22 protein-coding genes and 1 pseudogene are annotated in these 22082 nt (G+C 42.6%); 8 read left to right on the top strand and 15 right to left on the bottom strand.

Features of this window, described 5'->3' with window-relative positions; translation table 11 throughout:
- Positions 1–436: 436 nt before the first annotated feature.
- From NL647_RS25895 to traI, 4 genes are all read left to right on the top strand, one after another.
- Positions 437–727 (top strand): hypothetical protein, encoded by a 291-nt coding sequence (locus NL647_RS25895; protein WP_253650824.1) that lies wholly within the window; start codon positions 437–439, stop codon positions 725–727.
- Entirely contained in the window at positions 727–882 is a 156-nt protein-coding gene (locus NL647_RS25890; protein WP_253650823.1) for an adenosine deaminase, read from the top strand. Before NL647_RS25895 ends, NL647_RS25890 begins: the two co-directional genes overlap by 1 nt.
- A gap of 557 nt (positions 883–1439) precedes the next feature.
- Positions 1440–1949, top strand: coding sequence for a hypothetical protein (locus tag NL647_RS25885; protein ID WP_253650822.1), 510 nt, complete (start codon positions 1440–1442; stop codon positions 1947–1949).
- Positions 1950–2161: 212 nt separating this feature from the next.
- On the top strand, positions 2162–7930 hold the full coding sequence (gene traI, locus NL647_RS25880; protein WP_253650821.1) for a conjugative transfer relaxase/helicase TraI: 5769 nt from the start codon (positions 2162–2164) through the stop codon (positions 7928–7930).
- 17 nt (positions 7931–7947) lie between these two features.
- Here the strand turns inward: traI and NL647_RS25875 are convergent, their stop codons facing one another.
- The 4 genes from NL647_RS25875 to NL647_RS25860 form a co-directional block, all read right to left on the bottom strand.
- A complete protein-coding gene (locus NL647_RS25875; protein ID WP_017818223.1) occupies positions 7948–8307 on the bottom strand; it encodes a hypothetical protein in 360 nt (119 codons plus the stop codon).
- A gap of 604 nt (positions 8308–8911) precedes the next feature.
- Positions 8912–9355 carry a lytic transglycosylase domain-containing protein gene (locus NL647_RS25870; RefSeq protein ID WP_301339249.1) on the bottom strand — a complete coding sequence of 148 codons (444 nt, stop codon included), beginning with the start codon at positions 9353–9355 and terminating at the stop codon, positions 8912–8914.
- 445 nt (positions 9356–9800) lie between these two features.
- Positions 9801–10136: a hypothetical protein gene (locus NL647_RS25865; protein WP_050926420.1), complete on the bottom strand. Its 336-nt coding sequence runs from the start codon at positions 10134–10136 to the stop codon at positions 9801–9803.
- Positions 10137–10216: 80 nt separating this feature from the next.
- Positions 10217–10603, bottom strand: coding sequence for a hypothetical protein (locus tag NL647_RS25860; protein ID WP_026000392.1), 387 nt, complete (start codon positions 10601–10603; stop codon positions 10217–10219).
- Positions 10604–11465: 862 nt separating this feature from the next.
- Between NL647_RS25860 and NL647_RS25855 the strand changes: the two genes are divergently transcribed.
- Entirely contained in the window at positions 11466–12017 is a 552-nt protein-coding gene (locus NL647_RS25855; RefSeq protein WP_017191087.1) for an outer membrane beta-barrel protein, read from the top strand.
- Here the strand turns inward: NL647_RS25855 and NL647_RS25850 are convergent.
- The 9 genes and pseudogenes from NL647_RS25850 to NL647_RS25810 form a co-directional block, all read right to left on the bottom strand.
- On the bottom strand, positions 12014–12244 hold the full coding sequence (locus NL647_RS25850) for a hypothetical protein (protein WP_253650820.1): 231 nt from the start codon (positions 12242–12244) through the stop codon (positions 12014–12016). The genes NL647_RS25855 and NL647_RS25850 overlap by 4 nt on opposite strands.
- Before the next feature lie 125 nt (positions 12245–12369).
- A pseudogene (locus NL647_RS25845) lies at positions 12370–12756 on the bottom strand (JAB domain-containing protein); the annotation flags it as partial.
- Between the two features lie 198 nt (positions 12757–12954).
- Positions 12955–13179 carry a hypothetical protein gene (locus NL647_RS25840; RefSeq protein ID WP_017191084.1) on the bottom strand — a complete coding sequence of 75 codons (225 nt, stop codon included), beginning with the start codon at positions 13177–13179 and terminating at the stop codon, positions 12955–12957.
- A 73-nt stretch (positions 13180–13252) separates the two neighbouring features.
- Positions 13253–13552, bottom strand: coding sequence for a hypothetical protein (locus NL647_RS25835; protein ID WP_253650818.1), 300 nt, complete (start codon positions 13550–13552; stop codon positions 13253–13255).
- Between the two features lies 1 nt (position 13553).
- Positions 13554–13835 (bottom strand): hypothetical protein, encoded by a 282-nt coding sequence (locus tag NL647_RS25830; protein ID WP_017191082.1) that lies wholly within the window; start codon positions 13833–13835, stop codon positions 13554–13556.
- Positions 13836–13843: 8 nt separating this feature from the next.
- Entirely contained in the window at positions 13844–14308 is a 465-nt protein-coding gene (locus NL647_RS25825; RefSeq protein WP_253650817.1) for a hypothetical protein, read from the bottom strand.
- A 14-nt stretch (positions 14309–14322) separates the two neighbouring features.
- The gene (locus NL647_RS25820; RefSeq protein WP_253650816.1) at positions 14323–14799 is read right to left on the bottom strand and encodes a hypothetical protein; all 477 of its coding nucleotides are present in this window, start codon (positions 14797–14799) and stop codon (positions 14323–14325) included.
- Between the two features lie 652 nt (positions 14800–15451).
- The gene (locus NL647_RS25815) at positions 15452–15946 is read right to left on the bottom strand and encodes a hypothetical protein (protein WP_017818198.1); all 495 of its coding nucleotides are present in this window, start codon (positions 15944–15946) and stop codon (positions 15452–15454) included.
- A gap of 236 nt (positions 15947–16182) precedes the next feature.
- Positions 16183–17544 (bottom strand): DUF3560 domain-containing protein, encoded by a 1362-nt coding sequence (locus NL647_RS25810; protein ID WP_253650815.1) that lies wholly within the window; start codon positions 17542–17544, stop codon positions 16183–16185.
- 924 nt (positions 17545–18468) lie between these two features.
- Here NL647_RS25810 and NL647_RS25805 point away from each other — a divergent pair.
- From NL647_RS25805 to NL647_RS25795, 3 genes are all read left to right on the top strand, one after another.
- Entirely contained in the window at positions 18469–18627 is a 159-nt protein-coding gene (locus NL647_RS25805; protein WP_253650814.1) for a Hok/Gef family protein, read from the top strand.
- 105 nt (positions 18628–18732) lie between these two features.
- The gene (locus NL647_RS25800; RefSeq protein WP_253650813.1) at positions 18733–19314 is read left to right on the top strand and encodes a DUF2913 family protein; all 582 of its coding nucleotides are present in this window, start codon (positions 18733–18735) and stop codon (positions 19312–19314) included.
- A 12-nt stretch (positions 19315–19326) separates the two neighbouring features.
- Positions 19327–19977, top strand: a complete 651-nt coding sequence (locus NL647_RS25795; RefSeq protein WP_253650812.1) for a hypothetical protein — start codon at positions 19327–19329, stop codon at positions 19975–19977.
- Between the two features lie 542 nt (positions 19978–20519).
- On the opposite strand, the gene NL647_RS25790 is transcribed toward NL647_RS25795, so the two are convergent.
- Together NL647_RS25790 and NL647_RS25785 are read right to left on the bottom strand one after the other, a co-directional pair.
- Complete coding sequence (locus tag NL647_RS25790; protein ID WP_253650811.1) at positions 20520–21443, bottom strand: hypothetical protein; 924 nt, start codon at positions 21441–21443, stop codon at positions 20520–20522.
- A 17-nt stretch (positions 21444–21460) separates the two neighbouring features.
- Positions 21461–21775 carry a hypothetical protein gene (locus tag NL647_RS25785; RefSeq protein WP_253650810.1) on the bottom strand — a complete coding sequence of 105 codons (315 nt, stop codon included), beginning with the start codon at positions 21773–21775 and terminating at the stop codon, positions 21461–21463.
- Positions 21776–22082: the final 307 nt, after the last annotated feature.

Genomic DNA, 22082 nt, shown 5'->3' with positions numbered 1-22082 from the left:
TGACCCGTAACTTAGCATGGTTGATTTTTTTTGTTTTATAGTCCATTCATCCTACTCAGAATGCACAATAACTTATCTCAGATTGCACTAGAAATTGTTCTGATCATCACTTACTCAATATTCTTAGCTATCGTCCTGAACAAACGAAAAGAAAACAACATTCACGCCTCACGCTTTCACCAGTGGCTATCAAAAAAGAAAAATGTAAGAGCACTTACTAGAGCCAGCATTACAATGCTAAGAAACACCCTTTGTCACTCTAGTGCGTGCTCAATGATCACGGCATCAATCATAGCAATACCGCTATTCTCATTACCTATTCAGATGTGGACGTTATTTATAACATTGGCATTTTCTTGTGTCTGGACCTACGCGCTGATAGTAAGCGTTATAAATATTTATAACGGCTCATGCGAAAAACTATAAAGGAAAAACGATGTCAAACCTTACTCTAGAGATTGAATTTATTAGAAAATACCCAAGTGGCGGATGCGCCTTTGAAGGCGAATTCGACCTTGCTGATTTTGTGGTAAAAAATGCACCTGAATGCAAACTGCCTTACAAAAAAGTTGATGACGCTTTCTATAATTGGCAACTAGATGCGTGTTTACAACGCCTTGAAAAGATTGATGGTATTTGGCAAGGCTATGTTGCGTTTACCGATATTGAAGCCCCCGAACCAGGCACATCAATCACGCTCACCGTTTCACTATTGGAGGACGATTAATGCAAAACGATGAACTCATAAAAGAATCCTTCCATCTACCTAAGTACACCAAACGTAACAATGCAGAGCAGGAACGAAAGCAAGCCGAAACGAGAAGGCGGATTGAAGATATTTTAGAAGAGCAAGCCTTTAATAAACTCTGGAATGAAGAATAATGTTGACATGCAAATGATAATGATTATCATTAAAACATCAATTATGAAGTCTCCCGACGAAATGATTGACACGACATTTGCTCACATTGCTTCCAGTGTAATTATTAGGCTTATCTTTAAAGGGCGCATGCCTTTTGATTTCTTTAGCTAGCGGCGCTCATAACCACGCCGCTTTTTCTTTCTTTTCTCGTGCGATGTTTCCTAAACACGGAGAGCGCTCATGAAACCAAGAACCCAGCATAAACGCCGGCACACCTCACAGTTAAAAAGCACCCATTCACACAACTTAAATTCACCCGAAAACGACTCTGACTCTCTTTTTGTCCTCGATATGCTCGTTGGCAATGACTGGCGCCACCTTGTTCTATCCCACAAAACTGCGCAAAAGCTTATCCAACGCACCCAACACAGAGGCTATACCTTAGAGCCTTACGATAATCGTTAATCACTAGACCGCCACAATCCTTGCAGCAGCAAGGCTTTTTAATTCCGCCTCTCATTCTGACTACCGCTCAGCTTTGCTGCCAGCGGCAATTTGCCTTGCATAAGGAAAGAAAATGAAAAAACACATTGTTAATCCCTCATTTGAACAAGATGTCAATTGGTGTATAGAAGAATTAAAACGCCATTTTATCGATAGACCATACTGGGAGGAAACCACAACCGCGCATTTCACTCGTGGTAGCAACATCGATGAACAGTACTGGGAAATAGTCAATCAAATCGCGACAAAGCAAGTCACAGAAATACATCCAACTTTATTATATTCAGAGGCTTACAGGGAATTAAATCGCATGGTTTTTTTCGCGATCAACGTCATTATTAGTTCGTTAGACGATATAGATATTAAAGACAAGATAGATCCCAATGCACTAGAAGAAATCCTAACAATCACACACCAAGAACTATCAGTAAGAGCGCCCACATCGTTAACTGGACATGATGAATCATTAGAAAAGATACAAAACTGTCTCAATGTTTTTTGTTCTGCAACCGATACGCCACCCACTGATTTTGTGCATTATTCAAACAAAATGAACACATTGCGGCTAAAAGAGCTGCAATAACATTACTCACGACGTCGACTCCATCACCCAGCCGCTAGCCAAAACTCATTTCTCTGATATACTCCTATCGCACCCAAAACTCATCAACTAAACAGGTATTACCTTCCTTGTCGCACTAAGATGAATGGCCATTCTGCTTAGTGTTGTTCGTTGATTCTCTCTGTTTTGGGTGCACTTTTTTGGCTCGCGGTATTTTCATAAGGAAAATACGCATGCTTTCTATCAGCCCACTCAAATCTGCTTCTGGCGCTGCCAAATACTACCTAAGCGAAGAAAACCCCAAAGACCTACCTGACGTCTCTTTAGAGAAAGACGCCAGCGATAACTACTACCTCAAAGAAAAAGACCAGGGAGAAAATACGTTCTGGTATGGCAAGCTTGCAGAAGAAGCCGGACTACTGAACAAAACCGTCGAACAGGAGACATTAGAGTCCGTGTTATCTGGCAACCTTGGGGATGAAACCATCAAGGGGAAAAGAGACGATCATAAATGCGGCTTAGATCTGACTTTATCCGTATCAAAAGGCTTCTCCATTGCCGCATTAGGCGGTGGTGATATGCGCTTACTTGGCATACTCAAGGACGCCGTTAAGTTTGTCGCCAATGAAATTGAAAAAGACACCGCACAAGTCACGTCAACTAATAAAGAAGGCGAACGTGAATACATCAATACCGGTAACATGATTTTTGCAGCCATTGGTCATAAGACCAGCCGTGAAAACGACATGCAGCTTCATTACCACTTATTAGCGCCAAACATGACACGAGATCAGGAAGGGCAACTGCGCTCACTCGCTTCAACCATCAAGCAAAAAGGCGGCGTCATCAATGGCACAAGCGAGCGCATCTATAACTTCCAAAAATATTACACAGCACTATTTCACAGTAAGATAGCACACGACGTTGAAAAAATTGGCTATCAAACCCATGGGCTAGGCAATGGACAGATAGACATATCTGGTATACCACAACCACTCATCGAAAACTCTTCCACTCGAACGCAGCAAATCAACCAACAAGCCTTAAACTTTGGAGACACACAAGCAGCAAGGGATATGGCAGCACTTGATACACGTAAAAGTAAAACCTACCTGAGCAACGGTGAGCTCACCACAAAGTGGCAGCAGCAAATCAAAGATATGGGGTATAAGCCCGAAGAGTTGGTGAAGAATGCACAACAATTCACTAAACAAGAATTTCAGCCAGCCTTAATCGCTCAAGAAGCCCTGTCGCGCGCCATTTCTCATCTTGAACAAAACAATACAGCCCTTCGCTTGGAAAAAATCGTTAAATTAGCTGTTTCTGATTTTACCAAAGGTGATATTCAAGCCAACGCCATTGACGTAAAAAACCTCGCAGATGAATGGATAAAAGAAGGGACGCTTATCCCACTGGCAGAGAAAGGGCAATACACCACCAAAGGCTTAATTGATAACGAGAAAGCGCTTATCGACAGCACACAAGGACGGGCGCATCACATGCGTACCCACGTAGCACCCAAAGTCCTAGACAAGCTCGCCATTCCTGAAAGTCAGCAACGTATGCTTACCAACCTTTACCACTCCACCAAACAGTTCCACGTAGTAAATGTGCATGGCTCATCACAAAGCATTGCGCAGCAGCTGCTTAACGTGGGAAACCACAGTGGTAAACGGGTCCAGTTCGTCTCACAAAGCACCAAAGCCAAAGCAGAAGGGATGGAGAGCCTACAAAGGCAAAGCAAAACGCTTGGGGCGTGGATAGCCAATGCTTTTTCACCAGAGCAGCGCCACACCACCCATAGCTTGCTACAAAGTGACACGCCGCTGACCAATAAAGACGTCTTGCTCATCGATGACGCTAACAAGATGAGCGCTAATGAACTGTTAGCCCTAACCGACAAAGCCAAACAGTCCAACAGCAAAGTCGTCATGTTAAACCGCGTCTCTAGCCGTCAAGGATTTAAAGCCAACAATGCTATCTCGCTGTATCAAAAAGGCAATGTAGAGAGCCATACTTGGGTAAGCAGTAAACCTATCGAAACAGACGTAAAACTGCATGAGAATGACACCGATAGGATAGCCCGGGTGTACGCCGACCTCCCCGACAAAGCCAACACCCAAGTGATTGCCACTTCCAGTGTTGAGCAGCGGCGATTAACCGAAGTCATTCGGGATAAACTCAAAAACACCGGTACGCTTTCTCGCCATGAAACCACGCTATTCACTCAAGTCCCCCACTACCTCTCTAAAGCGCAGCAGCCGCTTGTTCAACACTACAAACCAGGCATGACACTCACCCATTGGGATGACGGCAAACCTCAAAGCTTTGTCATTGCCAGTATCGATAAAGAGAGTAATACCATGACGGCATTCCCCAAAAACAAGGGTGATAAGGTCACATTTGACCCATCCACCCATGTTTTCAAAGCCATGAAGATGCAAATCAGCAAACCACAGAGTTTGAACATTGCCAAAGGTGAGCGCCTTAGTACGTTAGGCAAACACTTCCCTTCTGGTTTAGAGGCAAATCAACATTACCTTGTCACACACATTGATAAAGAAAGCCTCACGCTTGAGAGCAAGGGGGTAACACAACGCATAGACTTAGAAAGCTTAAAAGACGCACCACTGCAATACGACTACGTTCATGGCGCCAACCATATCGAGAAAAAAGAACACACCCTACTCTCAGCAAAAGCCTTCACTCTGTCAAAACCACTGATAAATGACCTTACTGAAAAAACAGGGCGTCTTGATATCTTCACCGACAAGCCCGACAAAGCCCAAAGCGCACTGGAAAAAGAGCAGGTCTCCCCGTCAGCGATTGAGCGTGTATTGCAGACACAAAACATCAACGACCGTTACCTAAACGACACCACCCAAGCTTTGTTAAAGCAAGATGTCAGTCAGGCACTATCAGCACTGGCAAAAGCACAAAACGCCCCACTTATCGAGAAAGCGGTCAGCTTTGCCCTAAACCACCTTTCAGAGAAAGAAGCCGCGTTTAGCCAAAAAGCGTTAGTGGTCGAAGCGGTTCGTTACGCTTTTGAAGAAGCCGGTGGCTCTATCACCAAAGACCAAATTGAAACCGAACTGGGAAAACGCAGTGACACCCTCTCTGCAGAATACAGTGATGGAACACGCTGGACGACACAAGCGGCACTCGATACAGAAAAGCGTATCTTGCAAAACATCGATGATGGCAAAGGCAAACATCAACCCTTTGCTACCTCTAAGCAGGTGCAAACTTTTCTCGATACCAAGCCTCGCTTAACCCAAGGACAAAAGGACGCCATCACCCTTATCTCAACCACCAAAGACAGCTTTGTGGCGATTCAAGGTTTAGCCGGCACGGGTAAGTCCACCATGCTGGAGTCCAACATTGAACTTATCCAATTGGTGAGAGAAGCCAGCAAGTCGCCTGAGCAAAACGTGATTGGGCTTGCGCCCACTCACGCTGCCGTCGCAGAGCTCGAAAGCAAAGGCGTGAAAGCGCAAACCCTGGAAAGCTTATTATCTGACATCAGACAAGGAAACCGCAGTGCCAGCGACTATCAACACACCTTGTTCTTTCTCGATGAAAGCTCCATGGTCAGCAACAAGCAAGCCGATGAGTTCACCAAACTGGTCAATGACAGTCAGTCCAAGACCGCCCTCCTTGGCGATAAAGAGCAGCTACTGTCCCTGAGTGCTGGTAAGCCGTTTGAACTGGCTATGAGTCAAGGACGCATCGATACCGCTTACATGACCGATATCATCCGTCAGCAAAACGACACCTTACTTAATGCCGCGCAAAACACCATTGATAAACAGCCACTCAGCGCCCTGGATAAGCTCCAACAGCAAGCCCCTGACAGTCAAGGCAACAGTCAGCATGTCATCTCTACGCTGGATGAGAACGACAAGGATAGACGCAGAGCGCAACTCACAGCGACAGAGAAGCTGCCCTTTATGGTTGCCAAAGACTATCTAGAGCGCACCCCTGAGACGCGAGAGAATACGCTTATCATCGCTTACACCAACAAGGAGCGTGACACGATAACCGAATACATCCGGGTCGGATTAATGAAAACCCAAGAAATAGGCAAAGAGAACGTCATCACGACTCGGCTACGCTCTATCGGTGCCACTGGGGAAGAGCTCACCACCATGATGCCCTACCAAAAAGGCTTGGTACTGAGTACCAAGCCCGGTGAGTACGCCACCATTACCCACGTAGATTCAGAGCATGGCGTGGTGACACTCGAAGATGCAGCAGGTGAAACCAAATCCTTTTTGCCCCGCAACCGAGACCATACCTTCACGACACTGTTTAGCGTGTCGGAAAAGCCTCTCTCAACGGGCGACAAGATTGTCACTCGCTTTACCGATAAAGAGCGTGGCATCAAAACCAACGTGGAGTACCGCATCACGCAAGCAAGCTCAGACAGCATCATTGCGCAATCGAAAACGGGAGAGACACTCACGATTAACCCTAACGAGCCCAAAGACGGGCATTGGGATTATGCGTATAGCCGAACCGCGGACATGGCGCAAGGGGCCACCTACCCCCACGTCATTACCGCCATTCAGAGCAAAGGCGCACTGACCAATCTAAGACGTGCAGGCATCGATGTCACCCGTGCTAGCCAGCACATCAGGCTTTATACCGATAACACCCAGCAACTAGTTAAAAGTTGGTTATCCAAAGAGAGCCACAAAGCCAGCGCAATAGAAACCCTCCACCAAATGCCACCCAAAGACACCACTTACTTTAACCGTAATGCTCTGCCTCATGAGGACGTTCGGTTCCAAAATAAAAGCGGTGACTTTGACTACAACAAATTTAAGGAGCACATCAATACGCAACTACCAAAATACACTGAAAGCCTTGCTACCCAATTATTAGGCAAGCCTAATCAATCCAAATCAGACCGGGACTATTTAACCTTTGGCATTGGTAAGTCTGCGATTAAAGTCACCTTAACCGGAGAATATCGTGGTTATTTTAAAGATTACACAACGGGCGAAAAAGGCGCTTTAATTAACCTTCTCATGAGCCATAAGGACATCAGTTACAAAGACGCCATTAACCTAGCTCACAATATGATAAACGAGTCAGAAAAACACCAACTGGAGGAAAACAGTAAACACGAAAAATTACTCACCACAACCCCAAGGCATATTGCAAAGTTTGAAGAAAGAGCCAAGGAATACATTAGTGAAAGCTTGCTAATAAATGGCACCCTAGCACAAAGGTACTTAAACAGCCTTGGCATTAGTAATATCGAAAACAATAACGTTAAATATCACCCTGCAGTGTATTCATCCGAAGATAAAACTTTCCACCCTGCCATATTAACCAACATCCACAACAAACAAGGTGAAACCAAAGCCATTGAAGTGACCTATTTAGACTCACAAGGAAATAGAGACAACACACTAGACATTAATCCGCGCACGCTAGGTACAAAATCCAAGCAATTAACCCACTTCCATCAAGGAGAGAATTTAAACACCACCATCATCAGTACCTCGATTGAAAACTCCTTTTTAATTCGAGACCAAACTAAAGGACAGATTGATATTATCAACGTCAATCACAAGAATGACATTCAAAACATTTCCACGGATGAACTAAGACAGAACATCATTATTGTATTAAACCAAGGCAATCACGATTTAAACCCAAATAACATTGAGAAAATCATCGAGAACTTTAATGGAAGAGACATTCAATTCATGTCAGATGATAATCTCAAAGAGGAAATCAAACAGTGCCTTGATAAACTAGAGCGAGATAACACCACATATAACATTGAACTAAACGAGTCACACTCCTCTCATCAAGAGAGTGAATTAGACACCCTCAGCTATAATGAGAAAAAAGAAAACGACAGCCAATCACTTGAACACTTTGAGCCGAAAGAATATACACCTCAGCAAGAGATGGACTTTAATCATACGGAGAAAGAAAGTGATTGGGAGGACAGAGAAATCGACAGAGAGTTAGAACGATAAAAAAGGGTAGCCAGTGGCTACCCTTTTTTTTCGCCTGAAAGATACTCATCAACGCTTTTATCTACCAATGCAGTATTCGATTTTCTTTGCTCAATAGAGTCGGCCTTGTTCTTATAATAACTCTCACCATCAAAGCTATGCGCTAAATTTAAATTCAACACTCCTTGAACTTGCCTAACTCTGCGATAAGTCTCTTCCATCAGCTCACGGTTGGAAGGTCTATCATCGTCACTATCGTTTAGCTTGATGCGTAATGCCAGTGTCAAAAGCTGACGAGTTGCCTCAGCATCACTTAACCTTTCTCTATCTCTGTACTTCTTAAAATCTTGCTCTAACTTCCCTCGCAGGGAGCTTTGTAAAGGGTAAGAACGCGACATAATTTAGCTTTTTCTCCTCAATGGATTTCAATGAAGTCCACTTTTTCACCTCAATAAACACCAATTAAACACCAATTAAACACCAATTAAACACCATTGTAGCACTCTTTAAAAATCCCCTCTACTGCCTTACAAAACAAGGCATAAATAACAATTTAATTAATTTTAATTATATTTACATTGAAACCAACCTTGAAGCCTTACCCTAAAAGGCGTCAATGACAATTCATTCTATATTCATATTTTTACATTGGGATTTTAGCGGCTAATTAGTTGAGATTTTGAAAATTTTTTTGATGGTCATCTTGCCTTAGCGTAACTTTGTAACTCATTGTTTTTATTGTATTTATCCTTTCCACAGACAACCATTCGCATTGAAATCAATGCGCCGTAGGGTGTGGTAGCTTTCGGAGAAAGAGAAAAGTCAGGATGACAACATCAGCATTCAATGGATCAACTTGGAAACAACTGACCAGTGCAAAGCTAAAAAGCCGTACCCATGGCGACTGAATAGGGAACAGCAAGAAGGGTCAGACGCAGGAACGAAGAGAGAGAAGGAAGAGAAGATGATAACCATCATTGCACTACAATAGTGCAATGATGGTTATTTAACTTTTGCGGAATAATAAACAGATTGGACTTTTTGGATGTATATTTTTCTGGCGTTCTCGGTACGTTTGGAGAACCCTGCATTATAAGCGCCTACGCTGTTCCAGTTATAGCCGTGAGTAGCAAATTTCGTACTTAATACCCAAGCACCTAATGACACATTAAAACACGGCTCATAGACATTCTTCTCGTTCACATTAAGATCAGCAAGTTTGCTAAACCAGCTTGAATTAATTTGCATCAACCCAAAATCACGGCTAGTGATCTTACCCACAGCGTTTTTATTTTCGTTATAAGCAGCCGGATCAAGGCTACTTTCAACTTGAGAAATCGCCCTTAATAAATCTGGTGATACATTATAATATTGTCCAGCCTCATCAAAACAAAAAGCAGACGCTTGAAAGGGAACTAGAAAAACAAAGATCATTTTAAATTTCATAACACAACCACAACAAATGACATAAATGCAGAAACTCAAAGCAGTTTACCATGAGGAGCGGCGTGACGAGTAGAGAATGCGCTCACGAAGTGAGTAAGAAGCACGATAGCAGTATAATAGAAATCTAAAGAAAGGTTCAGAATTCACCATACCACAAAATACCCTCCATCCTGCTAGACCTTAATGACTCGATAATAAAAACAAGCTCATTATTATTGTGATGGTTCCACAATACTGACAACACAAAATGAGGGTTATAGTCGGATGACAAAGAAAAAAACAGCGTGATCAGCGAGCACTTATTCATATCACACCTATACTCGCTTTAGCCTCATCGTTTATTATGACTAAGTGCGAGTCGATTTTTAAAACCTAAACGAAAAATCAGAAAATCAAACGCAAAAATCCAGTCATTGACTGGATTTGGTTTTAGTTGATTTTGTGATTAGTATTCATGCGGTAATAATACCGTCGTCACGCTGCGATCCCACTCGGTAATGATCCAAATCTGTTTATCGCACAATCGATAGCCTGACATAATACGCTCACCTGTTTTTGTGGCTTCATCATTTGAAATCTTATCTTCAATTGGCATATTTCCCCAATCACCATTTTGGTGACGAATTAAACAGACGCGCAGACTTGCTCCGATATTTTCACGTAATAGAGCGTCAATGCCTTGCGTGATCACCACCTTGCCTAAATCAAATGGTTCTGCCGTACAAACGTAAGTTTGTGCTTTCAATTGTTCTTTGGTTGGGATAATATTTAACTCGTTCATTTTTAGATCCTGAGTAAGTTTAATTGTGGACACTGCCTAGATATTTGTTAGTGCAAATATCTAGGCGTTTTTATATGTGCTTAATACACATCTTCGGTTTTACGGATGTGGTTAAACACCTCATAAACTTCATCGTATGAAACGTCGTAGCTTTCAAGCTTTTCAACGCAGTCAAAAATATCATTGGTGTAAAAACACTCGTGATTGAATAGCTCACGGCGGATGATGGCTTTGATGCCATTTTCGGCAATATCTTGCGCAATCCCCTCCTTTTGGATCTCGTCTAGCTTTTCGACTAAAGCACTCGCATTACTCTCTGGCACGATCATGCCAAAGCCAAGTGAAACGTATTTGATCCCCTCTTTTTTCGCTGCGTTAAATTGTTCATTTGAAAAGGCAAAAAATGCGCCTAACTGGTCAAATAAAACGGTTTGTTTTTCATTGGTGTAATCTGATAAATATTTCATGGTTTTAGTTTCTTTGTTCAAAATACAACGGGTTAAGATGTTGTAATGACGCTTTGCAAACTCGCTACAACCCATTTTTGCTGTGCAAAAATACAAGACCGCAACCGTAGGGCGCGAGGGCGAACGAACCGCCAGGACAGAAAAACACGAAATCAGAAATTGATAAATCTTCCGATCATTTTCCGAATACACCATTTTGCAAAAGCTACGCCTGCAAAAGCCCGTACTGAAAAAAATCAAGGTAACTCAGCACTTTGAAACTTTGAAACTTTGACAACAGGATAGGCAGTGAAACGGCCTATCCCATGAAATACATGAACAGCTTACAACAAACTATTTCTCATCATACGTTGATGAACATGCTTGAGCGCATGAATAGGCTTAACTACCCTACCGTCTCGATTTTCAGGGACAGAATAAGAGCCTTTGAGCAACGCCCAGATAGGAACTTTCGTTTTCATTTCATAACATCGCCTATCATACACAACGCAATACAACTGCACTTCCCCCCAACAAGCGACAAATCGACGGGTTTTATAAATACGCAGTACACCAAGGTTAGCCATGGGTCACTCTCCAAGTAGTGCGGATGGGCAGTCCGTTAGGACGGCCTATCTTGTTGAGTTAGAAGCCCTTTGGCATCCACTTATCGAAATGCGCTTTCTGTGCCTGCATAAGCAGGTATCACCGCCACTTAGAAGTAAGTGGCCTGAGCCACCAAATCGCCTTTCTTGAGCCCCTGAGCGCCTTTATCGATGCGCTTCAAAAAGCTATCTGTATCTGGTCGCCAGTATATATAATTTAAAATTTATGCTTTGATATGTGAGTCATGGTGACACCCTAATCTAAAGGAGAGCGCAATATGCGTTATTCATTTATTGCTGTTTTGGTTTTATCCACATTTTCTCTATCTGCTAATGCCACAACTAATAAACATATTATTGGCACAAACATGGGTTATGGAGGTGTAAATTACGACGCACCAACAAGTAAAGAATCTGGAGACATGTTCCTCGGCGAGATTTATTATAGATATATGCCAATGCACAATTTCGGTATTGAAGCTGGTTATAAAGGAGCGTTTGACGGTATCGGTTCAGCAATCGTTAGCCAGATTTCTCAAATCTCTGACACTAGTTTCTCAGGTCCCCGAATGAGTGGCTATGCGAGCTACCCATTGGGTTCAGGATTTGAACTCTACGGTAAAGCCGGCGTTACATATTACACTCTTGAGTATACATATAAAGTAAATAACCAGACCAAAAATATCGACCATGCTAGCATCGGTGGAGAAGCGGCAGGTGGTATAAGTTGGAGTTATAAATATTTCGGCTTAAACGCAGAATATGTATATTCAAAAAACAGTGATTTTGACTCCAGCGGTCTAATGTTTGGAGCCCAATTGCGCTTTTAAAGCTCTGTCGCATGGCAGGGAACTAAAATATCATGTAGTGCTAAAATTAGCGTTGTTACATTAATTCGATGGTTAGGATTGAAAATCCTAACCATCAAGCCACTTGATGCTTCTAACGCAGACTCTTTGAGCATATTGCGAATTTGACTATCCCCGTAGAATGCTCTGTCTTTTACTCGCTCCCACTCTTCAAGCCGACGCTCAGGGCTGGCAATGGTGAACAACATGACACGCTCTAGCGAGACATTACCTTCACGGTATGCATCGAGGATAACCGACTCAACGGCGGCTCATTTCATGCGCTGATGCACGTAAAGCTGTGTTTTACCAAAACGCTGCGCTACAGCTTCAATCGGTGCGTAATACGACGGTCAGCTTGACTCGGCTCTGCAACGCCCGACGGGTGATTGTGGTACAAGATAACGGCAGCAGCATTTTCAGCTAATGCTTTCTTAACCACCTCACGAGGATAAACCGATGCAGCATCTACCGTACCAGTGAAAAGCTCTGCGGTAGAGCGTACTCGATGTTGGTTATCTAGGAAGATAACGCCGAACACTTCATGCTCTTTGGCAGCAAGGGAATGTTGGCAAAAGGTTTTCACCATGCCTGGAGAGGTCAGTGCTGGTTGCTCACTGATGGTGAGTTTTGACTTTAGGATATCTGCAGCAAGCGCTAAGGTCGCTTGTTCTTCAGCAGTAAAAAGAGCGTTATTGGTGTAGGTAATCGATGCAGTCATGGCTTACTCCGGTTCATTTCGTTATCGCCTGACTGCCCGGCATCTCTCCATCGCTGTGCTTTGCAAGGGGCGCTAGCCCTTAGCAGCTTGCTGCTTTAGGGATATCGCGTGTACTTCCCTTGCAAACAAAGCGTGGCGAGAGACGGTTTAAAGGAAGGAGCGATAGACGAAAGAACACGGAAAGCCAGATATGCCAGGTTATCGACAGCGACGATTCGAACCTTGCGCCGTGACACGCTGACGCATCGATGTGTCATAACCAAACACTCCAGCAATTTTCAGTGCTACCTCTGACTTTCTCTTAAAGCTGCGTTCAAAATAGAGCGTAAAAAGGCGAAGGTATTCTTCATAAGACGTCCCACTATCAATACTGGCCTGCTCTGAGAGAGATTGGATTTTGACAAAGAGTAAGTGAATGCTCATGTTTACACCTCAATAACCTAATTGAAACGATGTAGATTGACTCAGTGGCAACCCGCACCAATAAATTGATCTTCTACAATAGACCGTGCCAAGCTTCTTTCACTTCCTTGATAGTTCGGTACGTCTGCGAGCAAAGCCAGCTTTGAGTCAATGAGCAATGGGTGTCAACAAAATACAATGGCTTATCGTCCACTATAGAAAGGCTTAGCTGATGATAAATATGTGTTTGATACTCAGTTGACCAGTTGTGCACATTGTACTGCTTACCATCGTCATAGAGCTCAAAGCGGCGCTTGGAAGTAATGACAGCCCGGCGTTTAAAATCACGACCAGTGAGCGCTGAGAGCGCAACCAAATAACTCGGCGTTTTCATCTCATTTTCCTTCTGAACGTTGAACTCGGCGATGGTGTTTTAATTTGACTAGCTTTGGCATGAGATCAAGCTTTCGCAGTTCGCAGGCTTTTGCCATCACGGTATGAATGGTTCGACCAAGCGCAAAACTGACTTGCTCAGGTCCATCAAGCACGTAACGCTCAATCAGATATTTTTGCTCTGTCGTTTTCCAAGGCGAACCGTGGTTTGGGTGAAAGTCAGGGTGATACCGCATGCGACCAAGGGCGTCATAAGTCACTGGGATTTCAATGTTATTCATCATTCACCACCTCATTCCGATAAACGGATATCAAAGTTGAAACCTGCGCAGTGGTAAACATCACCGCATTTTTTAAAGCGCAGACCAGGGAAGACAGAGCCATAATACGCATACACAATCACCTCGTGCGCTCTCTCTCTTAAGCGCCACTCGCCTAGTTCAATGTTGCTGTCTAGTTCAAGCACAAGCTCGAAAATCTCATGATGCTGGAGCGCACGCTTTCCTAGTTCAGGGAACAGGCTTTTGATGGTATCTCGCAGCCCCAATGTTTTTAACACTGCCACGTCGCGCAATTGCTCTTCACTCTTACCGCGGCTGAACATTTTCAAATGCTGCAGACGCTGGCTCATCAACTCACGTGAAGACAGCTTAGTGACACCTTGTGATGCAGAGGTCCCTCTCGTTGACTGGCGCAACGCTTTAACTTGCTCATGAAGTTGAACAAAACGAACGGTGTTGTTAGATAGTGGAGTCATGCTCAATCCCTCGCTTAGTATTCCGATGTGCCAATCCAGTTGCCTTCAAGGTCAAAGGCATCCCACTGCGCACTTTCGATAAGCGCACGACTCTCTTCAAGTTGCACCGCAAGTCCTTGCCAAACCGGCTTTACATCTACTGGCTCTTGGCTCACTAGCTGGCTGTGATAAACCTTTACGACGGAGGCTTTAGGCACTGCACAGAAGAACTTATAAGGATGAACCACCTCTGTTTGCTCAACAAAGCGCATCTCCAACCCCGCGACCACGCTCCATACTTTTTCTTGTAGATACTCAAAACACGTTGGCTTATTAAGACCTTCACGTTGAGCAAGAACCTGCTGAGAATCGCAATCAACCAGTTGAATGAAGCCAACTTGAACCTCGGACAAAGAGACATCATTTTTAGGAGGGCTTTCGTGCCCAACGGCGAGACGTTGGTCGCTGTTTGGCATTTTAGGGAGAGTTAGGGTTGAGTTTTGTTGCGCCATATTGAATTTCCTTTTTGTTTGAGTATCACTTTCCGGAGCCGCTTAGCTGTCCGTACTCTCTCCATCGCTCTGGTTTGACAAGGGGCGAGTAGCCCTTAGCAGCTTGCTGCTCTAGGGATACAGCGCGAAGCCTCCCTTGCAAAACAGGTTGTGGAGAGAGAAGGTTAAACAGCTTGCGAGCCCGTAACGTGATGCGAGTAGAAAGGAAAATCGGCGCATAAAAAAACAGTCCTTACTCGAACTTAATGTCAGGCAGTGAAAGGTAACGAGGAGGTACGACGAGGCACAGTGAATGAAATGAACGGAGGTGTTCAGGATTGAAGCGATATCCTTGCAGATAGGGGCTTTAGAGCTTCACACCCTGGGAAGGCACTTGTGACTTTCCAGGGGGATGAAGGTCTTAGTCCATAGATGGAAGATTCAAGCGAAAAGCCCTGCCCGAAGGGTAACGCCCAAGTTTTGGAATGATGACCCCCAACCTGACTCAATATAGAGTCAATCGCCCCCAGATTAAGACGCTATCGCGTCTTACGCCTTATATCCCCGCCCTCATCGGGCGAGGGTTTACGGCGAAATTGCTAAAAATCAGCATTCAAATAGGCAAAAGAGAGCAAGATTTACTGTTCTGACAGCAGCAAACCGCTTATGTCATTCACCCTTCTTTTTGCACAATGATCTCGACACGGCGGTTATTATCAAAGGTGAATTGTTGAACTCCCTGAGCTTTTAGATCAAAGTTCGCGTTGTACTCGTATTCTTTCTCTTGGGGCTCGCCTGTATTCATACACAAGTTAAACTCGTCTTTCTGTGGCTCAATGTACGTAGATTCATCGATAACCGTTTCGACAAACATCACAGTAGCGGCATGAACATCGATCTGATAGCCCACCCCTTGATAGAATTGTTTACCGCCCGATTTATTGATGGTTTTTGTCCCTTTTTTTTCACACGTTTTTATAAAGTATGGTACATTCTTTCCGTTGGAAAATCGGTTACTGTCCGTAGTAAAACCTGAGTCTCTATACAAAAGATCATCGCCGTTAAATAGCGCCACTTGGTACACATATTGTTCCGGCAATGTATCGGCTAAGGTGGTTGGGCTTCCCAAGATAGAAAGTAAGGTCACTGTCATTAATTGTTTTTTCATATTAGATTACCTTCTGAATAATTCTCTCAATCAATACCTTACTATTACACTGTATACACACCCAGTTCAATGATTTGTATACAACTGACGCCGCTTCGCTCTGTCGGCTTTGCACTGACTCTACATGCAAGCATATAGCAGCCAGCACAAACCTTTATAAAAGCTAATAAGCCATGATGCGCGGCGAAGAATGAGCCGCGCTCGCAAAAATCCAGCCCGAAGGCTGGATATGACCACTACATTTCTTTCAGTTCTTCAACGACAAACTTCGTCACTCTCACGGCGTTCCCCGTCATTTTACGTACCCATGCTTTAGAATAGCGTGACCATTTAAAACCATTCGATTTAAGCACCTTTCTCACCGCTTCCGATGGGATACCATCAAACGAAAACTTGATGCGTCCGTCTTCTTCATAAAGCGTCCAGTTTACGCCCTCTACCTCGCCAGCATCATCTAAAGGCGCTTCATTGTGCAGCTTTTCTAGCTCCTCGATGCGCTGCTTCGTTGTTCTAATGGTTGCATTGTTGTTCTGTAGGGCATAGCTTGGAAAGCCCACTCGACCGCAAAAGTCCCCTTCTAGTAGCTCTGCCGCATGTTTTTCGGTGAGCTTATGAGTTTGTATCATGTACTCAACTTTGTCTGTGTTACTCATGTGCTTTGAACGGATCACCTTATTAATGGCTTTCATCATTTCTTGACTGCACTCAAGGTTCGCCAGCTTATCTTTTAACTTTTGGATTGCTTCTGGGTCGTCTGACGCTATCCCTGCGCTTCCTACGCTCGCTGCTTTCGCCTCTAGGTAGTTTGCCTTATCTTGCGCTTCGATAGATTTACACATGTTGTTATCAATATTTTCAATCAGTCGGCGGTGCTTACGTTCGCTATGGTGTCCCACAAGAATAGGTTGTCCGAATGGTAGAACATGCCCCAACTGGTGAGCGGTTTCAAAACGGGTATTAGATTGCGCCTGGGCTTTTTCTGCTCGCGCTTCTAAACGATCTTTTTTGCTCTCGATACGCTCTTGATAATCGCCAAGACTGCTGACTTTACGGGTCTTGGTTTCGTCCGTTGGTGGGGTTGGCTCTGGGTGCTTTTGGTCGTGGTTAAGTGGTGAAATGTCACCTTGCTCTAGAGCTTCGGTCACTTGCGTAAAGCTAAACATAAGCTTTTCAACCTTTGAATTTTCTTCCTCTATCTCTTCTTTTTCTAGAGAAAAAGTCATCACCACATCATTTGAAAAGTGGTAAATGCAGTCGCAAAACTTCGCGCACGTTAATACACCATCTTGTACTGTCAGCATGATCACCATGTCCGAATATTCGCGCTCATACCACGCCCAAAAATCCGATTTAGGCATTGATACAGGCTCATTGTGACGGAAACAATCATCCATACCCATAGATTGGGTTTCTAGCGTTACAGTGTCAGCATAAGCAAGTAACTGAGCGATTTTCTTTTTCGCATTCTTACGTAACTTACTACTCGTAAAAGATTTTAAAAACTCATCTTTAGAGGAAGTCTTCGGCTCCAAGTCCGAGAACTTGGTCGGTTTAGGCTGCTTAGTGATGGTTGAGCAAATTACGTTTGAGTCAGTCATGGTGAAGTTTCCTATGTTTGTTTGAGTTTTCATCTTCATCGTCGTCTGACAGTCCAGCCCTCAAGCATGGTTCTAAATGACAAGGGCGCGAAGCGGCTCTGCCTTACCTTGTCATTTAGGGTCTGATTGAGGATGGTTAACAGGAAGAAACGAGACGTAGATGGGAACTCACATAGGAAACGGCATGACTGACGAGAAGGTAAGGTGCGATTACCAGCCACTTAGCAGACTAAAACGAAAGATGTTTTTTGCAACGAGGAACGAGGCGCAGCGCGTCGCCTCAGACGCATAGCGAAGTTGCGTTAGGGATTGTGTGACAGGAACTTAAACGAAAAGAGCCGGCTAATACCAAGTGAAGTATGAACCTGGTATTAGCCAGCTCGTATTGAGTTAAGTTATCGGCACGAGGAGCGAAGCGACAAAAAGCCCGATCGCTTGCGGTAACGCCCAACTCGAACCCAATATCGAGCATCAATTGCAACTGGAAACGGCACCAATATAGACCGAACTTCAACAGCAAGGCTTAAACCAGCACACTAATTTAAACCCATCTAAACAATAAACACCTTGGGTTCAAAAAAGTATGCCATGGTATACCAGTCAATTAAAACCTCGGAAAAGATACTTTCTTGACACACCAGAACCACTGCATCGTTTAGCAGGATAAATAATTCACCCCTTATTCGTATATGTACGTTTAAGAAAGAATATTTAAAATGGGTTTGAGAAACAAAAGGATAGAGAGAGAAGCCGAAAAGCTTTAGAATGTCGCTGGGTGCTCTTGGTTTTCTACCATGAGCAAAACCTGTTTTGTAAGTGGTAGAAAATACAAAGCCCCGAATGAACTATAAATTCAAACGAGGCAACGTATATGTATCCAACAATACAAATACTAGCCTCTTTACCATTAGGAGGCAATGAAAAATGCCAAGAAGTAAAACCGCCTTAGCGGGATTAGTAGTGATTTGTATCACTGTGTTGGTGGGACTATGGCTTGTCCGCGACTCACTTTGTGAGGTGCGTTACAAGGATGCACACACCGACTTTCTGGCACGCTTCGTTGTCTACGAAATGGTGAAGTAAGCTGGACAGGAAGAGGGTTCGCCCTCTTCCTGATTCAGTCTTGTGATGATGCAGATCAACGAGCACCCATATTTCATATCATGTATAGAGCAGCCTAAAACAGCGATGCAAATCAAACGAGATTTTGAGTATTACCACAATCTGCATAACCTAGTGACTCATGCCTTACTTCATTTACTTAGCAAAGTATCAGAAACGGCTCGTCATGTTCCCGTTTCGACTCGTAACGAAATTCTGATCCGATACCTCAAACCCAAAGTGACTAACAAAGGTTTATCTAATATCAAAAAAGACATTAAGCTCATGCTTAATGTAGCTCGAAAGCAGGGAGGGAATCTAGAAATGAGATTGTACGATCTAAACTCGCAGGCCAATCGCACAAAACTTGTTGGTGCTGAAAAGCTCTATAACCTACTCGTTCACCTTTACGATGTAGAAGGTATCGAGTCACGCTTGTTTGAAGAAGGCAGTGAGCCTGAAGCTGGCGTTCTATACATGATTGAAGAACAGATAGAGCATGGCTTTGACCATGAGCAAAAACAAGTCGCCCCGCTTTCAATGCTCATCCAGTTGGAGAGAGCACCGGAACTTCTCGACTCGATAAATCAGCACGGACTTTTCCTTGCTGAAATGAAAGAGTGGAATGCAGAAACGTATCAAGCACATATAGTTGTTCATCCGAATTAAAAATAAGCATTTATGAGTGAAAAAGAAAACTATCTTTCATCAATATCAAAAATAACGGCAGGGTTTAAGGCTCATGACTCTGTTTTAAAGCAAGCAGAGTTAGCAAGTAAAGTGAGTTCTGGTCTTCCTAAATCTGTGCTAGCTTCCGCATCAGTCCTACCAAACTCAGTTCAACAGACAATAGCAACACCAAGACTAAAAATACCAAGAGCAATCAAAGATATAAACCGTGAATATAAAGATTTTAATATTGATGCCCTTGTTGAATTAAAGAAAAAAGTTCGCAATTTAGACATATACAGTGAAGATGATTCAGATGTATTAGGTGATGTGGAAGATGCGCTTCAACGCTTCATTGATGAACATCGAAAACTTAAAGAGTTGAATTCTGAACAATATCGGCAGATCACTATCAAGAAAGCAGAACTAGAGCTAGAACATGAAAATCATGCCTTAAAGCTTGCAGCGAAAGATGCAGAGTCAAAGCTTGATAGCAAATATGATTGGAAAGCGAAGTGGCGACACTTGTTTATAAAAAGTCTAGGTACTGCATTATTTATTGCGCTACTACTTTTTGTTGGTTGGTTAGTAAAAACCTATGATTGGGCTGAATTACCATACAGTAGCCTATTCAAGACTATCGTTCCTTTCCCCAAGCCTTAATTATTGGGATAGTTACCTCATAGCTACGTAAAGTGCCAGCATTTAAGGAAAGTCCCATTTTTAGAGCTTACGGCACGAAATCAGTACGAAATAAAAACGAAGTCACAACTCGTTAACATTTGGCAGAAAACTGTAATTAACTTACAGGCGAAAAATACAAGGTATTGAGGTTGAAGACGGGTGATTTCTGCCATTCTGTAGCAATCAGAGAATGGAGCCAGCAAAAATCACCCTAAATTTAGGTATTTAACATATGATCTGTAATACGAAATTGAAATGTAAACCCATAGAAATATAAGTCCTTGAAATGTAAACCCACGCAAAGAGTTGAAAAAGTTGGCGGTGTAACTCGTTTTTGGACAAAACTTTGTTAGATAGCCAGCTCTATTCAGGCTGGTTGATATTAGGAAAAGTATTGGTAACTTCTTCACAAAGTACCTTTAGGGTACAAAAAGACCGCCACTGTGGGCGGTCATTTAACAATAAAGCTATTTATACGAACTTTGTCTATTTAGACATATAAGAAAAAATCATAATGCAAGTCAAAGACAAAAAGCCTTAACATTAATTGAAATTCTTGGTTCCAATTTAATACAATGATATTTATCTATAAGATTTATAGCTGTAATAATTGCAAGCATTGCATCTTTTTGTTTAATATCAAGACGAACGTCATGATGAACAATGTCATTCCTATTTAAACGAACTTTATTTAAGCTTTCATATAGTTCATCTCCAAGATCTTCTTTTTGGCTTTCGATTACACTGAATATGGTTTCTTTAGCTTTGGCTTTGGCTTTGGCTTTTAGTAATCGTTCTATACAAAACCAAGAAAAAATGATTGATGTATCAAATTGCCCCGATTCATATTCGCCAATACTTTTTGTTAAAAAGGCTATTGTTTTTGTCAAGCCCGATATTGATAATATCATCTCAAAGCATTGAGACACTTTATTTAAAGTATCAATATCGGCAACGTAACCCATTGCTATTTTAGGGTTTTCTCTTATTGCTTCTAGGTAGTTACTTGAGAGCCTCGCATATTGATGTTTTCTAAAACTTGAATTATCAATAAGACCCTCGCGTACTTCTCCATCTCTAATTGACATAAGAAATACGTCTCGACTAGTTAACGCACTAACAGAAAAAAAAGGATTTACCTTACTCTGGTTAATTTCTGAAGCCAATATAAGATAGAAAGCATTTAACTTTAAAAGCCATTTATTCCAACATATTATATGTCGTTCAATATCAAGCATCTCAGGCATATCATTAGAGTGCCTAAGTTCAAACATAATTCTTCCATCTCGAAACATCTCAAGTTCAAAATAATTAAACTTATAGTTATATATAATTTCGCTCATCTGCTCAGTGAAAGTCACCTCTCTATCTGAACATATTCCATTTATCTTATATTTTACAGTGAAAGGTTCTAATGGATAAAATGCAATATATGATTTATTCACTCAAATTTCCTGCTCATTTAACATTTAAACATATATGAATAATTATTTTTAGCGTTGTCGAACAGCTCTTGAGGCTCAATAATATAATCATTACCGTTGTTCACTATTTTTCGAGCTTCTTCAGAGATAAAAAATCTAACTACACGTACACATGAAAAAAACACACTCTCCGCACGCTGATAATCCATATTATCTTCTGGATTAAACTGCATTACCTTCTGAGCAAACCTATACATGTTCAACAATTCATCTTTATTAAAATTAGGATTATCCCAATCGATTAATCCTGCATCCAACAAGAAAATAGCTTCACTATTAAACCTGTCCATCATCTTTACTCCAAATTAAACATTGATATGCACTGCGTATTTTAACCGCATGGAAGAATTGTTTGCTCAAAACAGGTCTATTTAACATATTGGATCTTTCACGAACTTCGTGAACGAAGCTCAAGACAACTGTACAGTAAAGCATGCATTTTTATAATCAAAAGCGGCTTTGTTGCTTAAATCGATGGCACTAAATCTAGAAGCTACGATCTGATCGGCTACACCCATCAATCGTCGTAGCCTCATGCCTAAACCTCGTTACAAAACAACTAACTGGAAGCAGTACAACAAAGCCTTAATCAACCGTGGT

Origin of the sequence: Vibrio sp. Y29_XK_CS5 (assembly GCF_024181835.1) — a bacterium.
GTDB lineage: Bacteria > Pseudomonadota > Gammaproteobacteria > Enterobacterales > Vibrionaceae > Vibrio > Vibrio harveyi.
Note: the sequence above shows the minus strand (reverse complement) of the source record. Positions and strands in the feature narration are given on the sequence as shown.

Excerpts from the sequence above, each read along its gene's own strand:
- NL647_RS25890 (WP_253650823.1), top strand. The coding sequence starts at position 727 with ATGCAAAACGATGAACTCATAAAAGAATCCTTCCATCTACCTAAGTAC.
- NL647_RS25875 (WP_017818223.1), bottom strand. The coding sequence starts at position 8,307 with ATGTCGCGTTCTTACCCTTTACAAAGCTCCCTGCGAGGGAAGTTAGAG.
- NL647_RS25820 (WP_253650816.1), bottom strand. The coding sequence starts at position 14,799 with ATGGCGCAACAAAACTCAACCCTAACTCTCCCTAAAATGCCAAACAGC.
- NL647_RS25850 (WP_253650820.1), bottom strand. The coding sequence starts at position 12,244 with ATGTTGTTCACCATTGCCAGCCCTGAGCGTCGGCTTGAAGAGTGGGAG.
- NL647_RS25840 (WP_017191084.1), bottom strand. The coding sequence starts at position 13,179 with ATGAGCATTCACTTACTCTTTGTCAAAATCCAATCTCTCTCAGAGCAG.
- NL647_RS25805 (WP_253650814.1), top strand. The coding sequence starts at position 18,469 with ATGCCAAGAAGTAAAACCGCCTTAGCGGGATTAGTAGTGATTTGTATC.
- NL647_RS25885 (WP_253650822.1), top strand. The coding sequence starts at position 1,440 with ATGAAAAAACACATTGTTAATCCCTCATTTGAACAAGATGTCAATTGG.
- NL647_RS25830 (WP_017191082.1), bottom strand. The coding sequence starts at position 13,835 with ATGATGAATAACATTGAAATCCCAGTGACTTATGACGCCCTTGGTCGC.
- NL647_RS25795 (WP_253650812.1), top strand. The coding sequence starts at position 19,327 with ATGAGTGAAAAAGAAAACTATCTTTCATCAATATCAAAAATAACGGCA.
- NL647_RS25810 (WP_253650815.1), bottom strand. The coding sequence starts at position 17,544 with ATGACTGACTCAAACGTAATTTGCTCAACCATCACTAAGCAGCCTAAA.
- NL647_RS25865 (WP_050926420.1), bottom strand. The coding sequence starts at position 10,136 with ATGAACGAGTTAAATATTATCCCAACCAAAGAACAATTGAAAGCACAA.
- NL647_RS25835 (WP_253650818.1), bottom strand. The coding sequence starts at position 13,552 with ATGAAAACGCCGAGTTATTTGGTTGCGCTCTCAGCGCTCACTGGTCGT.
- NL647_RS25870 (WP_301339249.1), bottom strand. The coding sequence starts at position 9,355 with ATGAAATTTAAAATGATCTTTGTTTTTCTAGTTCCCTTTCAAGCGTCT.
- NL647_RS25785 (WP_253650810.1), bottom strand. The coding sequence starts at position 21,775 with ATGATGGACAGGTTTAATAGTGAAGCTATTTTCTTGTTGGATGCAGGA.
- traI (WP_253650821.1), top strand. The coding sequence starts at position 2,162 with ATGCTTTCTATCAGCCCACTCAAATCTGCTTCTGGCGCTGCCAAATAC.
- NL647_RS25825 (WP_253650817.1), bottom strand. The coding sequence starts at position 14,308 with ATGACTCCACTATCTAACAACACCGTTCGTTTTGTTCAACTTCATGAG.
- NL647_RS25895 (WP_253650824.1), top strand. The coding sequence starts at position 437 with ATGTCAAACCTTACTCTAGAGATTGAATTTATTAGAAAATACCCAAGT.
- NL647_RS25815 (WP_017818198.1), bottom strand. The coding sequence starts at position 15,946 with ATGAAAAAACAATTAATGACAGTGACCTTACTTTCTATCTTGGGAAGC.
- NL647_RS25800 (WP_253650813.1), top strand. The coding sequence starts at position 18,733 with ATGCAAATCAAACGAGATTTTGAGTATTACCACAATCTGCATAACCTA.
- NL647_RS25860 (WP_026000392.1), bottom strand. The coding sequence starts at position 10,603 with ATGAAATATTTATCAGATTACACCAATGAAAAACAAACCGTTTTATTT.
- NL647_RS25855 (WP_017191087.1), top strand. The coding sequence starts at position 11,466 with ATGCGTTATTCATTTATTGCTGTTTTGGTTTTATCCACATTTTCTCTA.